This is a genomic window from Sphingobium indicum B90A, from assembly GCF_000264945.2.
In the GTDB taxonomy this organism is placed as follows: Bacteria; Pseudomonadota; Alphaproteobacteria; order Sphingomonadales; family Sphingomonadaceae; genus Sphingobium; species Sphingobium indicum.
On sequence record NZ_CP013070.1, the window covers coordinates 723,283 to 737,398 of the forward strand.

The window sequence follows — 14,116 nt, forward strand, 5'->3', positions numbered from 1 at the left end:
GCTAGTAGTCACGTCCAGCTTCCTTCGATGTGAGGAGGTAAATCCGGTCCTGCAGTTCGTCGGCGCTCATGACGCCGTAGCCGATCGGGATGGGGCGGCCGGTCTGCGCGTCCCAGAGCACGACCGCTGGCGTGATCTTGGGCTCGAGCCCCATGCGGCTGCGCTGGTTGGTCTCGACCGTGTAGTTCGGGAAATGCCGCGACGGGCCGCCGTCGGTCGAAATCGCGCGCACAGCGATATGCCAGGTCGAGGCAACGCTCTGCACGATCGGCGACATGACTTCGCAGGCGCCGCAGCTCTGCGCGAAGAAGTAGAACAGCCCGTAGCGCTCGGAAAGCTGGGCCATCGCAGCGTTCCGTTCCGCGCTTCGCGAATCCTGCCACTGACGTTTGCCAAGCGTCGAGACCGGGCGCTGCAGCGTGTAGTCGAGCTCGGGATCCTGCCAGATCGCCCGCTGCCAGACGTCGCTGAAGAGCGACGCGCGGTCGAGCTGGGCGCGCTGGAAGCGGATATAGGCCGCCACATTCGCCGGCGTCGGCTCGAGGATCGCCTTGGCCTTCAGTTCGCGCAACGTCGCCGTGATCGCGTCAAGTTGGCTGGTCGCGCTGGCCGCAGACGCGGGCTCGTCCTGCTCCGGCGGCTTGGGCCGGTCGCAATAGAACCAGTATCCGAGCCGCCGCTCCTCGCAGTAGAAGCTGTCCTGGCGTTCGGCAGACTGCGCATGGGGCGGCGCATCGGCTCGGGTTGCGGCACTCTGGGCAAGCGCAGGGGATGACAGGGAAACGGCGTTGGCAATCGCACAGGCGGCAAGCAGCCGCCACGCGACCTTACTGGCGGGCGCGGGCATAGTAGTCCTCGATCTTCTGTTGGATGTCCTGGGTGGCCTGCAGCTCGTCAGGCAGGCGGGCGGCGTCGGTGAACTCGGCGTAGACCTCGCTGAAATCCATTTTCGAGAGGTCGAGCCGGGCGAACTCGTCGATGGTGAAGCCCTGGCATTGCTCGGTCTTCGGCTTACCCCAGGGCTTGTTTAGCTGCTGGCGGCCTTGCTCCTGCAGGATCCGCGAGAGCTTGGATTCAAAGCAGCAGTAGACCTTGCGCTTGGTCAGGCACACGCCAAGGAAGGAGGACGAGCAATAAGTGCCGACGTAGGCGCACAAACCCTGCGCATCCTTCTGATGCAGCAGCATCTCCTCGCGGCTGCAGCCCAGCGCCACGAGCAGCTGGATGCCCGGGATAAGTGGGAAACCCTTGCCCTTGCAGCAGTTGAGCACGCCGAAGACCTTGGATGAGCAGCTTTCTCGGGTCCCCTTGAACAGAGTGAGGTTGTCCGGATCGAATTCGCGGCGCGCCTGGTTCATCGCGTTCAAGGCGACGGCCGCGTCCTTGAACTCGTCGTTGGCCTCGCGCTGGATGGTCTCGCACGAGCCATCGATGCAGTAGACATCGCCGTCGCAGATGAACTGGTTGGTGTTCGCAGGCTGGTCTGGAACCGGGCAATCATAGACCCGCTCCCAGGTGCGGCAAGGCTCCCCCGCGAGGCAGTCTTCGCGCACCAGCTTGCAGCCCAGGGTGGCTTCAAGTGTCTGGCAGTCCTGGGCCTCAGTGAACTGCGCGCAGCTGTAATTGCGGCTCCACGCCCAGCAAGGCTGCGTCACGGCGATGCCATCGACGATGCGGGTCACCGGATCGCTGTCCGTGCACGTCTCGGTGTCTTGCTGGCACGAGGTATCAGCCGCGAGACCAGCACACTGGCTTTCATCGCGCGTGGTCGTGACGACGTTCTCGCCTGTCACCGTGTAGGGCGTCGCGCCATCGACCGGCGCCGTGCAACTAACGAGATCGACCCTTAGATTGCCCGAGTTACAGCCCCAGTAGATCCCGAAATAGGGATCGCACAGATTGATCGGATAGGACTGCGTGACTGTGCATTGCGGCGCGGGGTAGCGGTTGCAGTTGTAGATCGAAGCCGGGTCGACCCCGCTACCACCAACGCAGTAGTAGCCGTAGACCTGCCGCTGCTCGACACGCGCGGTCAACGTCACGGGGCAGGTCCGTGTTTCCTGTGTTGCGGTAAAGCCAACATTGCAGGTCGCCATGTAGCGCGCCGCGGTTCCGCTGGCCGGCGGCAAGGGCACGCAGCGTCCCTGCGAGCCGCCGATGGCCATTCCGCTCGTATAGGCGAGCGGGTCATCGCTGATCACATTGCTGCGCGCGATCGTTGCATCGAGATCCTGCGGCGCAAACCGCGCGCGCCGGTCCATCGAATCCCGTATGGCCTTGTAGCCGGTGTTGGTCGTCGCCTGGCTTGCCGCTTCGCGGCTCATCCGGTCAGGATCGTCGAAGTAACCCGACTGGCTCGGCGTGCCGCCGAAATTGGGGATGCGGCTTGCATCCGGGTTCGTCGTTGCCGCGCTTTGCGCCGAGGCTGCCTTGTCCCGCCCGAAAGCCTTGCCGTCGGCCTTGGCAGCATCGGTTGTGGTTTGGGCGTGGAGCGGGCCGGCGAGGGCGAGCAGAAGCGCGCCCACGCCAGCAAGAGAGAGGACTGGTCGTTTCATGGAACCTGCCTTTCAAGACGGGCGAGGTGCTGGGCGGCGAGCAAAGCGCCGGGGCCGCCGCCGCGCGCGAAGGTCTCCAGCGCGTAAGCTGCGCTGACATTGCCGCTCATCCGGTCGTGCGGCGGAACCTGCGTCTGGCAGTCGAATCCGTCGCACAGATCGAAGTCGCTGCTGGTGACGACGTAGGTGGGCACCGCCTCGATCCCGAAGGCGCGGAACAGCCGCGGGTCGATGCCGACGCCGTCCAGCTGCTCGCCGGGCTTGGCAACTTTGGCCAATGCCGCCGTGAGAGCCTTGGCGCTGTTGCCGGGCAGCCCGCGCAAGGCAACAACACCGCCAGCCTTGGTCACGTCGTCGATCATCGCACGCAGCGCTGCAGGCGGCATCGATAGCGAAGCAAAGGCGATGAACCTCGGCGCCTCGCCCATGCCTTCGCTGGTCATGGCGCCAGCATCAGCCACCATCCGGTCAAAATCGAATGTGCTGGCCTCACCAGGCTTCGCGTTTGCGGCGGCCTCACGCGTGTAGCGGCGAGCGTGCGCCTCGGCCTCGTCGGAGCTGGTCCTCGCCTCCCGCGCGAGGGCTTCGGCTCTGGCGCGGGCATTGGCGGACAGCGCGTCGGCATCGCCGGCGCCCGCACTTGTCCGCGCCCGGATAGCGGCCAGATCGAGGTCAGGTTGGGCCGTCTGCGCCGAGGCGCCAGCCAAAGCAGCAAGGCTGGAAAGCGATGCGACTACAAGCAGATGAGGGAGTTTATTCATAGCGCACAGCAATTCCGCTTGCGCCAGACCAGGTAGCCCATGTCCTCGCCAATGGCGGGATAGACCTGGCCTGCCGACATGAAGGTGGTGGAGGCACCAATGGGCGCGCAGGCGTAGCGGCCCTTGGTCTGCGGATTGGGATTGGTGGCCTGGAAGCGGTACTGCTGCTTGCGCATCACCGGCATCAGGTACTTGCCGCAAAGCCCTTTGCTGCCCATCGTCCCCCAAGCGACGAGCTCGCGGTGGAGCTTGTAGGAGAAGCGAGCGAGCGCGAGCCGCGACGCCTGCACATGGCCAATCGTTGCCGAGACATTGCCGTTGAGCGGATACATCGTGCCCTGGCAGCCCGCGCACCAGAACAGTTCATCGGTCGGCAACTTGGCCGTTGCCGCCACGCAGTCCGCTGCACAGGCCGCAAGCGCCAGCGGATTGGCGAACAGCACGCTTTCCGGGTTGATGATCGCGGTGAGCTCGCTGTCCTGCCAGAGCGGATCGATCTCGGTGATGTAGAGGATGTCGATCGAGCCGGACTCGAGGCACAGGAAATCGGCGACGATCTCCATCCAGTAGATCAGCGGATAGGCATACCAGTGGACATGCCACTGCGAGTTGTACTGCGTGGCGCCGCCGACCGCCGATGGCCCCGCCATCGACTTGAAGCCGATGTCGAACCCAGGATCGAGCTTCATCCCGCCCAGATTGACGAAGCACCACGGCTTCATGCTGACATCGGCGAGCCGCACCGGCTCCCAGAACCCCATCGCGATGCCCGGCCGCAAACCGCAGAGGCAAACGGGGAGAGCCGGGTTGCTCGTATCGGGACGGCTCGACGGCCAGATCTTCAGGCCACCGATCGAGATCGGAAACAGGCACGACCAGCAGATGTCCGTGATCGGATTGACGAACTTGCCAGTGCAGCGCCCAGGGCCGGCCGCAGCCTGGGCAGGGGCACTGGACACGACGCTCATGCTGGTGAGCAGAAGTGCTCCACAAAGCCATGATAGAAGGCGATGTTTCTTACTCATGACGGCGCACGATCCTTAAGAGGCACGGGCTGCTCGGTGATGAGGAGCGCGCGGTCCTGCTGCTCGACGGTTGCCGGCACCGCGCGAATGCCGAAGTGCTTCACGAGGCTGCCGCCCTGATCGAAGTAGAAGCGCCGCTGGCGGGCCTTCATGAGTTCGAGCGGCGCACCCCGCACGAGGATGAGCTTGGCCTTTGTGCCGGCATAGCGGCGGGTGGCCCAGGCGAGCTGTGCCGGGTCATCCCCATCGAGAAAGACGAGGGGAGCCCGGAGCGGCACGGTATCGAGCGGATTGACTTGGCGGCCTGCGGCAATGATGACCCGGCCCTTGTCGTCGACAATGTCGCGCTCGACAGTGATCGTCGGATCGAAGCGCCAGCTGCGCAGCGCGGAGGCGAGGGTAACGCCAGCGACAGGCTCTGGCCGGTTGACCCGGGCGATTGTCCGCCGCTTCAGCTCTTCGTTGAGACGGGCCGTTTCGCCGGTTTTCTCAAGCTGGGTGAGCCTGGCATGGATCTGCTGAAGCAGGTCCGGTTCGATGACCGGCCATACCGCGCCGTGCTGGCCGTAATCGCGAGCCATTGCCTGTGGTGCGATGGCCAGCGCCAGCGCAGTGGCGCAAACGGGCAAAGTGAGGAGCCTCACAGGATTGGCCTCCCGACCCCGAGTATGCGCGGCCCACAGATCCAACCGATCGCGGCATAGCGGCTGTCGAAGCCATCCTTGTGTTCGCTGGTGACGAAATAGCAGCCTTGCGGCACGCGCCCCGTAGGTCCAATCGCCAGCGGTTCGCCGAAGCGGCTCTCAAGCTTGGCCTTGGCCACGGCCTGCCCGTTGACGAAGTAGATGCGGTTTTGCTCGGTGATGATGTCGCCCGGAACACCGCTCACCCGCTTGCCGAACGGCTTGGGTTTCGCCCCGAAATGCTTGGATAACAAAGGCGAGGCAGGCGGGTCGAACAGGATGATGTCCCCGCGGTGCACGGTTGCCCCCCGGGTGACCCAGATGGCCCAGTATGGCAGGCTGGGACTCACGTTGATCATGAATGCATGGCCCTGCGCAAAGGCGGCAAGCGAGGAGAGCGCCAGCGCCGCGGCACCGAGCCCGCCCCAAAGCACGAGCCGGCGCGCCGAAGCTGAGCGGATCAAGAGATCAGCGGGCTGCATCGGGAATGGCTCCCATGCGGCGCACGACGTCGGCACGCACAGACCCGGTCAGGTCCGGCGTGCTTCCGGCGACCACTGCCTCCGCGACCAGAACTGTCCGGCCTTCGCGTCCGAGCTTCTGCACCGAGGCTTCCACGGCCTTGAGGTAGGCCTGGACGCGCAGTCTGGTTTCTTCAGGCGGCCGACCGGCCCGTGCTTCGGCTTCGATGAAGTCGCCCATGATCCGGCTCAGCTGAACCGTGACGACTTCGCGCTTTTCCAGCGTGAGCAGCTTGTCCGTCGCCCAGACCCCCCACAGCACCTGACCGACCATGCCGGCGCCGACCACGACAGCGGTGAGATTGATCGATGCAAGCCGCCCGCGCAGGCTCGATGTTGCCCGAATGTTCTTCACAGCTTTTCTCCCGAGAGTTCGCGGTCGAGATCGCGGATGAAGCGCGGCATGCGCCACACGACGACGAGCGTCGCGAGACCGATCAGAACGAACTTGCACTGACCGAGGAAGGCCACGCGCCGTGCTAGGTCGGCCGCCAGGAAGCGGTCACCGAGATTGGCGACATGGGCGAAGAAGGCATCGGGATTGCCGCCCGACAACAGCAGGAAGAACAGCAGCGGCAGGCCCAGCGCCATCAGGTAGGATGAGCCGAGAAACAGGCAGCCGCGAAGCAGAATGTAGCAGCCATCGGCCATGCGCGAGCGCAAGGTCTGGACTGGCTGGCTGACGGGCTGTTCGTCTTCGGACGGGTCGGTCCGGTCGAAGGGGGTGACGAGGTGGAGAGGCATGGAGATAGGGATCCTTTGGTGATGGGGTGTCAGCGGTTGGGATGAGCGATGCGCTCGATGGCATCGGCGAGCTGGTGTCCGCGCGCGATCTCGGCATCGATGGCGGCGAAGGTCTGGGGCGAACTCGAGAAGAGCGTTGCCGAATAGTCATCAAGCACGAGCCGCCCGATCGCCTCGGTCTCCGGCCCCTTGATGAACACCTCGGAATAGTCGCTCCCGGAGCGCTTGAGACTGCGGATCAGCGTCTCCGTGCGATCGTCCATGTCGAGGCGCTTGCTTGCCTTGAAATCGGCGATCGTCTCCGGCTTTTGCTGAAGGATCAGCATCCAGTCGCTGTTCTCGAGCGCCGCCGTCGCCCCGTCGGACTTGTAATAGTCGTTGAGCGACTGCGTAGCTGTCGCAAGCGCGCCGCCATATTTGCGACAGGTGCGGGCGTAGGTTTCGACGAATTCGCCCATCGAACCGCCCTTGAGCATCGACCAGGCTTCATCGATAAGTAGAAGCTTGCGCAGCGACCTTGGGCTTCGCGTCATGGCCTGGCTGGTCATGAACATAATGGCTGAGAGCACGACGCTGCGCAGATCCTCCCGGCTCGCGAGGTCGGACATCTCGAAGACCGTGAAGTCTGCATCGAGGTCGAGGCTTGCCTGGCCTTCGAAGAAGGCGCCGTAAGTTCCGCCCGCCATGTAGGGGGCAAGCGCGGTTGCGATGTCAGCGGCAGTGTCATGGCCGAGACTGGCCAGCATCTCGCCGACGGTCGTGACTGTGGCAGCCGCGCCGTGTTCCGCCCAGACGAGGTTGACCGCCCGGTCGATCAATCCGCGCTCGGTATCGGTCAGCTTCGCGCTGTGGCGAGCCATTTGCCCGACGATGGCCTTGATCATCCCGAAGCAGTCGAGGCGGTAGTCCTCGTCCTCGGCGGCGCGGGTCCCATCGATCATCGAGAACGGGTTGAGGCAGAAGCCCGCTTTCATCGTGAATTCGACAAAGCGGCCGCCCTGCAGCTTGACCGAGTGCTCGAAGCTGCGGCCATCGTCGATCACGACAACCTGCGCGCCGGCGCCGCGAAGAGCGGCGCACATCTCCTGGAGCAGCACCGACTTGCCCGATCCCGACTTGCCGCAAATCGCGACATTGTGGTTGCCGGCCTCGTTCTCGAACGGGGACCAGAAGAAGGGCTGGCCGCGCCGCCCGACGAACAGCAGGTGGGGGTGGGCGCTGCCGAGGTACTCGCCCTGCATGGGCGCGATATTGGCTGCGGTCGTCGACAGCACGGTCTTGAACCGCTTCAGCCGTTCCATATCGGCGCCGAGCCCGTCAGCCAGGGTGAGTGGCATAGCGGCGAGGAATCCCTGGATCTGGAGGTAGCGCTCGTCGGTGAGGTCCCAACCCGCCGCCTTGTAGATCGACTTGATCGCGCGTTCATGGCGGTCACCCTGGCCCAGCGGCGAATAGGCCGTCACACCGTAGAAGACCCGCACGAGACGGCGGCCTTCCTGAAGCTCGGCCTGCACATGTTGCCACTCGGCGGCCTGTTCTCCGATCCGCGGCAGGAACCGGGCGCTGCGGGTCCCGGCGAGGCTGGTTGTCCGCATGAACTTGAATCCGGCCTTCGCCGATGCAGCCTCCTGGTCCGGATAGACGAGACAAAGCATGGTGGCGGCCGGACAGGGGAAGCGCAGCTTGTCGGTGAACAGGTCGCCGATCAGCCGCGCGCATTCCCACGGGGCCCAGCGCGATGGCATGTTGCGTACGGCAAAATGCCGGACATCGAAGGCATCGGGATAGACGGTCCCGATCTCGGGCACGCCGTCATTGACCTTGCCAGTGGGGCGGAAACGCTCGGTCACGAGCCGCATGCGGTCTTCAGCTACCACCAGTTCGATGTCGTGGCGGATCGCCTGGGAGGCGATCGAATCGTTCGGGTTGTAGGGCACCGCATCGTCCTGCGGGGCGGTGGTGGGCGAAGTCAGATCATCGATGACAGCGATGAGCGCTTCCGGCCCGACTTCGACCACGCCGAGATTGAGCGACTTGAGCATCGCCACCAGGCCATCGCGGGTCTGCTTGAGATCCTCATTGCTGACCGACTTGGAGGTCGGCACCCCGACCGAGACGATGACCTGGTGATGCCGCGCATGGAAGGGCGCGTCCGGCGAGCCGGACTCCCATACGAGCGAATAGAGCCGCCGCGCCCGGTGCCGGGCAATCGCCTCGTACACCCCGCCCTGAATGTACCGTGGGGCGAACCACGGGGCGATGATCCTGCTGATGCGCGGGCTTGCAAGGTGGAGTACCTGAAGGCAGGCCCCTGCTGGCAGGCCTTCCGAGAAGAACTGTCCCAGGATTTCCCCGGTGCGCTCGTCGGCTCCGATCAGCGGCGTAACCGAAAGGACAAAGCCCTTCGAGCGTGCGTTGAAGTACAGGCGGGTTGCCGGATCGTAGACCCGGTAGGGGAGCCAGTCGGAGAGCATGTCGACCATGAGCTGCGGGCGGGCTTTGTCGGTGTGCTCGGCATCACCCAGCAATCCGCTAAGCAGCCGATCGACGACGGTCTTGAGTTGTTCGGCCATCACTTGGGCTCCTTGGGCTGCGAGGTGTTGACGATCGGCTGTTCGCCGGTTCTGACTGCCGGGCGGATTGCAGCTTTCGCGGCTTCAATCGCCGCTGCGGTCGGGAACACCGGAGCGCTCTGCCCCGCCTCAGGCCGAGGGGCTCGATCACGCGGGGGAGGCGACGTGTCGAACCCCTCGACCGCCGGTGCCTTGGCACCGGCAACGGCCTCGCGCGCCGTGGAGGGGAGGACCAGCGGCGAGGCATCTGAAGTTTCGTTGAAGGGACTGGGGGCATCGGCGCCCGAGATGCCGCCAGCCTGACCCGCGTCGTCGCGTGCAGACGAGAAGGGCGACGCCTCATCAGGTACGTTCGGGTCTCCCTCCGCGCCGTCCGGTGCAGGGGCTCTCTGAGCGGCTTTCAGCTGCCGACGGACCTGGCGCATCAGGGATCCGCCCTGGTCCTCACCCGCCTTGCGGCGCAGCTCGGTGGCCCAGCGCGGATTTTCGACGACGGTCCAGGCGACCGCTTCATCGTGCAGCGTTCCAGCTTCATCGACATGAGCGGGGAAGACGACGCGCAAGGTGCGTTCCGCTGTGCGGCTGGTGTCGGCATCCACGACGCCTGACCTCTGCCGCGCGTCAGCATGGAGCAGCGTGCCGTTCGACAGATTGTCCGTCGCCTTGGCATCGATGACGTGAGCCGGTGCGCAGTCGCCCTTCGGCGCGCGGCAGGTGAAATCGCCCTCGACGTTGGTGCCGAACGTGGCGCAGCCACTGGCAAGACCGGCCAGACAGGCGCAGGCAAGGAGACGTGTCGGAAAACGCATGGGTCTATCCTTTGGGAGCAGGGGTGGGGGCAGCGCGCAGGAATTCCCGGAGCACGGCAGCAGGCCGGAAGCCCTCGAGAACAGCGCCATCGGCGGGGCGCACGATCACAGGCGTGCCGCCAAAGCCGTGGGCTCGCGCGAAGGCCTCGTTGGCATCGAGCCCGCTCGTGTCGCAGGGTTTGGGATTGGCGAGCGCCAGACCCGAATAGGCCATATGCAGCGCCAGCTCAGGCCGCGGCGAGCACAGAACCCGTTCGGCATCGAGCCGGCTTTCCGCCCCGAAGATCGAGATCGGCCGCTCTTCGACCCGCGCTCCGATCGCCTTCAATTCGGCCTCGAGCTTCTTGCAATAGCCGCAGTGGAAGTCCGAGAAGACGACGACGCGCGGGCCATTGGAAGGCCCCCAGGTGATCGCGCCTTTGGAGGGAAGATTGCCGAGCGGGACATGGCGCGGCGGGGTGGTTCGGGCTGACGCTGCGGCTGCGCTCGGGCCGCCTTCCGATTGCGTCTCGGGATTGCTGCGCCGCGCTGCCCCTGCTGCCAACAGGTCCGGATTGAGGGCAAGCAACCGGGCAGCCGTCAGATCCTGACGGGCTTCCATGTCGTAGACCCGGCCGATCACTAGATACTTCGCAGCCCGGTCGACGTAGAAGAGCGTCGATTTGGACGCGACCTCGCACAGGCCGCCAAGGCCCTTGCAGTTGATCGCGTCGATCGGCGTCTTGGGCAGGCGCAGCTTGAGCGCCTCTCGAACCTTCGCCGTGTCCGGAGCGGCAGCAGGGGCAGCAAGGCTTGCCACACCCCATCCCGTCGCGGCCGACACGGCGATGATCGCCGCCAGTCCGGCCGCCGGGCGCAACCAGCGGCGCCGACCAATGTCCTGCTCGAGGAGAGTATTGTCGATCATTGGGAGTTCCTCACGTAGACGCCGTCGAGGAACACGATCTCGACATCGATGCCGGTCGGCATCTCGACGACGGGTTGGTACTGTTCGGCGCGCTCGATCAGGTATTTGCTGACCGTGTCGGCAGCGTCGGCGGCGCCCTGGCCAAGCCCGCCACCGAGAATATCGCCGGCCGAGAGCTTGGAGCGACTGCCGTCGGGGTTGGTCGTGACGCCGGAGAAGACGCTGTTGGCGTTGGCCGAGAAGCCGCGCCCGAAGCCGCCGACGATCCCGGCCAGCAGGGCCTGGCTGATGAGGCTGCCTTCGCGGCTTACGACGCGGCCGCGGACCCCGGACTTGCCAGCGAAGCTGATGAAGCCTTTGACCTCGCTCACTGCGACCCTGCCGCCAGGCTGATCGCAGGTCATACGGGCGAGCTTCACATAGACCTTCTCACTGCTGAGATCCCCGCGTGCCGCGCCGTTGACAACGCAGCCTTGGATCCGGGTGGTCAGAACCTTTCCGTTCTGCATGACCGAACGAGCAGGGCCGGTAATCCGAAGCACCACAGGCAGCGGATCGGTCTGGCTGGCGACGCCTGCCGAGGCATCGACGCCGACGATTACGCGTGCCGGCGCGTAGGAGTTGGGCGGCAGGTAATCGGGCGAATCCTCGACGACGACCGGGGGCGCCTCGGGGCGGCCCACTCTCAGACCGCTCACCCCAGCCTTGTCCGAGCTGAAGCTCATCAGCTTCACCTCGCCAGGCGACGGGATCATTCCGCCCTGCGGGTCGCCTGCTGCGGCGACGGCGCTGGTTTGAGGTGAACGGGCCCGTGCGTCATAGCCGCCTGCCTGCGGCCCATAGGCCGGTGGCGGTACAGCCGGTGCCGGCGATGCAGGCTGCGCGGCAAGCCGGGTCTTGAGCTCAGCGTTCTCTGCCGAGATGGCATCGATCGCGGACTGTCCATCGACCCGCATGGCCTGGTTCTCGGCCTTGAGAGCCGCCAGCTGCGCTTCGATCTCGCTTCGTGGAATGCTGCCGTCTTTGAGCGCCTTCTGTTCGCGCGTGACCGCATCCAGACGGTTGCCATAAGTCGCGACGAACTCGCGCTGGGACAGATCGCGGTTGACCAGACCTGCCGTGTCGATCGTCTGCGCCGCATTGGGATCGCCGGTCTTGGCCTTGTCATCGCCGCCAAGGATGAACCAGCTTCCGCCGATGAGGGCGAGTGCTCCCAGCGATCCCAGCAGCAGCTTCTGACGGCGCGCGGTGCGGGCGTTGAGCCCGGAAAGTTCGGACGATGCCGCGCTCTCGGCCTGCAAAGGGGCAGTGCCTGGCGTATTGGCTGCATCAGTCATGGCCGGTCTCCCCGTTTGCGCCGACAACAAAGGCCGTGGTGCTGGCCCCGGGTTCGAGCTTTGGTTCGGCGATCGAGACGGCGAGCGTGTCGCGCGGTGCCAGATCGCGTTCGGCGAGCGTCACGCTCTTCGATCCGCGATTGTGGATGCGGACGACTTTCCCGGTGAGGCTGGCGCCGCGATAATCGGCGATGAGCTGGAGCTCGAGATCGCCAACGCGCGCAGGGCTAGCGGTAGCCTGGCGTACCTCGAAGCCATCGACCGACCGGTCATTGGCCATCGCCTGAATGAGCCTGACGGCGCTTGTTTCGAGCGGGGTCTGGCTTTCCCAGTCAGCGGCACGGTTCTTCGCGATCGCCGGGTTGGTCACGAAGATCTGCGCTGCCGGGATCTGCTCGACCCGGCACGCGACCTTGTAGACGAAGCCTTTTTTGGTCGTGGCGAAGAAGCTGATGGCCCGCGCCGCGTAGGTTTCCGGCACAGACACGTAGATGTCGCCGCGCACCGGCTCGTTGGTCACGGCAAAGTCGTTGTACGGCGTGCCGGTCGAGATCTTCGAGACGCTGGCGAACTGGTCGTCGACCAATGCGAAGCGGGTGAGCTCGCGTGCCGAAACACTGCATTCGATCGCGGCGCCATCGGCGGCCTGTTTGAACTGGTCGGCCGCATGGGCAGGCTCGGCTGCTACGGCGAGCAGCGCCGCCGCGCTCGGAAGTAGGACCCGTGCCTGGGCCCCTGATCGGTAAGCCATCACTGGGCCTCCTTCGATTTATCCTGTGGGGGGAGCTGGACAAACCCGGAGAGCGCCAGGCGCAGGCCGCGGTAAGTCCAGCTGAAGCGGAAGCGGCGCTCGTCACTCGCAATCACTTGCGCGCCGACGAAAGTCTTGAGCGTGCCCGTCACATCCGAGGTGAGGCCCTTGGGATCGACAGTCATCGAACGGACCACGAAAGCCTGCGTGACGTCCGAGCCCCGTTGCTCTTCGACGATCCGCACGAGTTCGGCTTTGAGGCGGCCATAGTTTGCGGGATCAGCGAGCTTCAGGATCTCGTTCATCCAGTAATCGAGGCCTTCCGGACTGCGATTGAGGAGAACAAGGGCCGCATCGCGGGTGACGAGCTCGAGATAATCGGCCTCGACCCCGGCACTGCTCACGGTGAGCGCTTTGGGAACGGTCGGAACCAGCACCACCTCGCGGTCGCGGGTAGCGGCAAGGCTCCCAGCGACGACCAGTGCAATGCCAAGGCCGGCGCTGGTGAGCGCAAAGAGGTTCCGCTGGCGCAGCAGCGATTGCTGACGTTCGTGGGATATGTCGGAAAACATGGGAGTGCCCCTCAACCGGCGAGTAGTCGGCAGTGGGAAGGCGGCGTTGCCTTGAGGCCCAAAAATCCTGCAGGCAGATACCAGTATGCGGCATGGGCTACCCAGGAGCTGGCGCGTCCTGCTTTTGCCTTTCGCAATGCGAACCAGGCGCCGAAGGCGACTATGATGCCGATAAAGATATGCTGGGCCAGGATCCCCCAGGTGAAGGGGGCCAGCATTCCCGCGAACTCGTCGATGGTCCAGAAGCCGATAAGCTCCGGGTCATCGAGACGCCGGGGAATGATGTAAGGGTCTGCCATGGCGACGCCGCCTTCCCTTGCCGCGCTCAGATGACCGCGGTCACGACCGAGGTGACGATCGGAACACCCGTGCCGACACCGATGCCGACGCCCACCGGAACGGCGACCTGGCCGAGCGAAAAGCGCCCGGATGCCAGACCGATCAGGCCGCCAGCGAGGCTGAGAACCGTGATGATCTTGCCGCCCGAACCTTCCAGAAAGTCGGTGAACTTGGTGAGGGCAGGGGTGAAGGTCGTGTCAGCGCCGGCATAGGCGGCGCTCGCCGCAAGCGCCGCGACTGCGACCGGGATGGCAATGTTGAGGGCCTTGCCGAGACCCTTGACGCTGGCGCGCCGGGGGAGGGTGAGAGACTGCATGTGAAGCTCCGGTTGGAGGGGTCGTCACAGCGTTCTTGCGTTCGCTGTGTGTTCCACATGCATCTAGGAAATGTTCGTAGGAAAGTGTTCGGCGAAAATCCCGTGTGGAGGTGGAAGGATGCGGACGCATCTTTTCCAGTCCGACGCTCAAAGCCAACGATAACGACGCTAAATCAGGCTTTTTATGTCGGTGATAACCGTCGCAGTAGCCGTGATTTGGCGA

At 65.0% G+C, this 14,116-nt stretch carries 16 protein-coding genes; all 16 read right to left on the reverse strand.

The annotated features are described in order from the left end of the window. Window position 1 precedes the first annotated feature (1 nt). The 16 genes from SIDU_RS03615 to SIDU_RS03690 are packed head-to-tail and all read right to left on the reverse strand — an operon-like array spanning window position 2 to window position 13,893. The gene (locus tag SIDU_RS03615; protein WP_007688300.1) at window positions 2–847 is read right to left on the reverse strand and encodes a conjugal transfer protein TraF; all 846 of its coding nucleotides are present in this window, start codon (window positions 845–847) and stop codon (window positions 2–4) included. Beyond that, window positions 828–2,555, reverse strand: a complete 1,728-nt coding sequence (locus SIDU_RS03620) for a conjugal transfer protein TraN (protein ID WP_039980366.1) — start codon at window positions 2,553–2,555, stop codon at window positions 828–830. The genes SIDU_RS03615 and SIDU_RS03620 overlap by 20 nt, the downstream gene beginning before the upstream one ends. Continuing rightward, a complete protein-coding gene (trbC, locus tag SIDU_RS03625; protein ID WP_039980364.1) occupies window positions 2,552–3,316 on the reverse strand; it encodes a type-F conjugative transfer system pilin assembly protein TrbC in 765 nt (254 codons plus the stop codon). Before trbC ends, SIDU_RS03620 begins: the two co-directional genes overlap by 4 nt. Then, window positions 3,313–4,284: a conjugal transfer pilus assembly protein TraU gene (gene traU, locus SIDU_RS03630; RefSeq protein ID WP_007688293.1), complete on the reverse strand. Its 972-nt coding sequence runs from the start codon at window positions 4,282–4,284 to the stop codon at window positions 3,313–3,315. Before traU ends, trbC begins: the two co-directional genes overlap by 4 nt. A gap of 53 nt (window positions 4,285–4,337) precedes the next feature. Beyond that, a complete protein-coding gene (traW, locus tag SIDU_RS03635) occupies window positions 4,338–4,985 on the reverse strand; it encodes a type-F conjugative transfer system protein TraW (protein ID WP_039980363.1) in 648 nt (215 codons plus the stop codon). After that, window positions 4,982–5,506: a S26 family signal peptidase gene (locus tag SIDU_RS03640; RefSeq protein WP_007688289.1), complete on the reverse strand. Its 525-nt coding sequence runs from the start codon at window positions 5,504–5,506 to the stop codon at window positions 4,982–4,984. The genes traW and SIDU_RS03640 overlap by 4 nt, the downstream gene beginning before the upstream one ends. Continuing rightward, entirely contained in the window at window positions 5,493–5,900 is a 408-nt protein-coding gene (locus SIDU_RS03645) for a type-F conjugative transfer system protein TrbI (protein ID WP_007688287.1), read from the reverse strand. Before SIDU_RS03645 ends, SIDU_RS03640 begins: the two co-directional genes overlap by 14 nt. After that, on the reverse strand, window positions 5,897–6,289 hold the full coding sequence (locus SIDU_RS03650) for a hypothetical protein (protein ID WP_007688285.1): 393 nt from the start codon (window positions 6,287–6,289) through the stop codon (window positions 5,897–5,899). Before SIDU_RS03650 ends, SIDU_RS03645 begins: the two co-directional genes overlap by 4 nt. 29 nt (window positions 6,290–6,318) lie before the next feature. Beyond that, window positions 6,319–8,862 (reverse strand): type IV secretion system protein TraC, encoded by a 2,544-nt coding sequence (gene traC, locus SIDU_RS03655; RefSeq protein WP_007688283.1) that lies wholly within the window; start codon window positions 8,860–8,862, stop codon window positions 6,319–6,321. Then, a complete protein-coding gene (locus tag SIDU_RS03660; RefSeq protein ID WP_007688282.1) occupies window positions 8,862–9,671 on the reverse strand; it encodes a hypothetical protein in 810 nt (269 codons plus the stop codon). Before SIDU_RS03660 ends, traC begins: the two co-directional genes overlap by 1 nt. A 4-nt stretch (window positions 9,672–9,675) precedes the next feature. Next, window positions 9,676–10,578: a DsbC family protein gene (locus tag SIDU_RS03665; RefSeq protein WP_007688281.1), complete on the reverse strand. Its 903-nt coding sequence runs from the start codon at window positions 10,576–10,578 to the stop codon at window positions 9,676–9,678. Next, complete coding sequence (locus SIDU_RS03670; protein ID WP_039980360.1) at window positions 10,575–11,915, reverse strand: TraB/TrbI/VirB10 family type IV secretion system protein; 1,341 nt, start codon at window positions 11,913–11,915, stop codon at window positions 10,575–10,577. The genes SIDU_RS03665 and SIDU_RS03670 overlap by 4 nt, the downstream gene beginning before the upstream one ends. Further along, window positions 11,908–12,666 carry a type-F conjugative transfer system secretin TraK gene (locus SIDU_RS03675; RefSeq protein WP_007688279.1) on the reverse strand — a complete coding sequence of 253 codons (759 nt, stop codon included), beginning with the start codon at window positions 12,664–12,666 and terminating at the stop codon, window positions 11,908–11,910. Before SIDU_RS03675 ends, SIDU_RS03670 begins: the two co-directional genes overlap by 8 nt. Continuing rightward, window positions 12,666–13,238, reverse strand: coding sequence for a type IV conjugative transfer system protein TraE (locus SIDU_RS03680; RefSeq protein WP_007688278.1), 573 nt, complete (start codon window positions 13,236–13,238; stop codon window positions 12,666–12,668). Before SIDU_RS03680 ends, SIDU_RS03675 begins: the two co-directional genes overlap by 1 nt. Before the next feature lie 11 nt (window positions 13,239–13,249). Then, window positions 13,250–13,537: a type IV conjugative transfer system protein TraL gene (gene traL, locus SIDU_RS03685; RefSeq protein ID WP_007688277.1), complete on the reverse strand. Its 288-nt coding sequence runs from the start codon at window positions 13,535–13,537 to the stop codon at window positions 13,250–13,252. 26 nt (window positions 13,538–13,563) lie between these two features. Continuing rightward, complete coding sequence (locus tag SIDU_RS03690; protein ID WP_007688276.1) at window positions 13,564–13,893, reverse strand: hypothetical protein; 330 nt, start codon at window positions 13,891–13,893, stop codon at window positions 13,564–13,566. Window positions 13,894–14,116 lie beyond the last annotated feature (223 nt).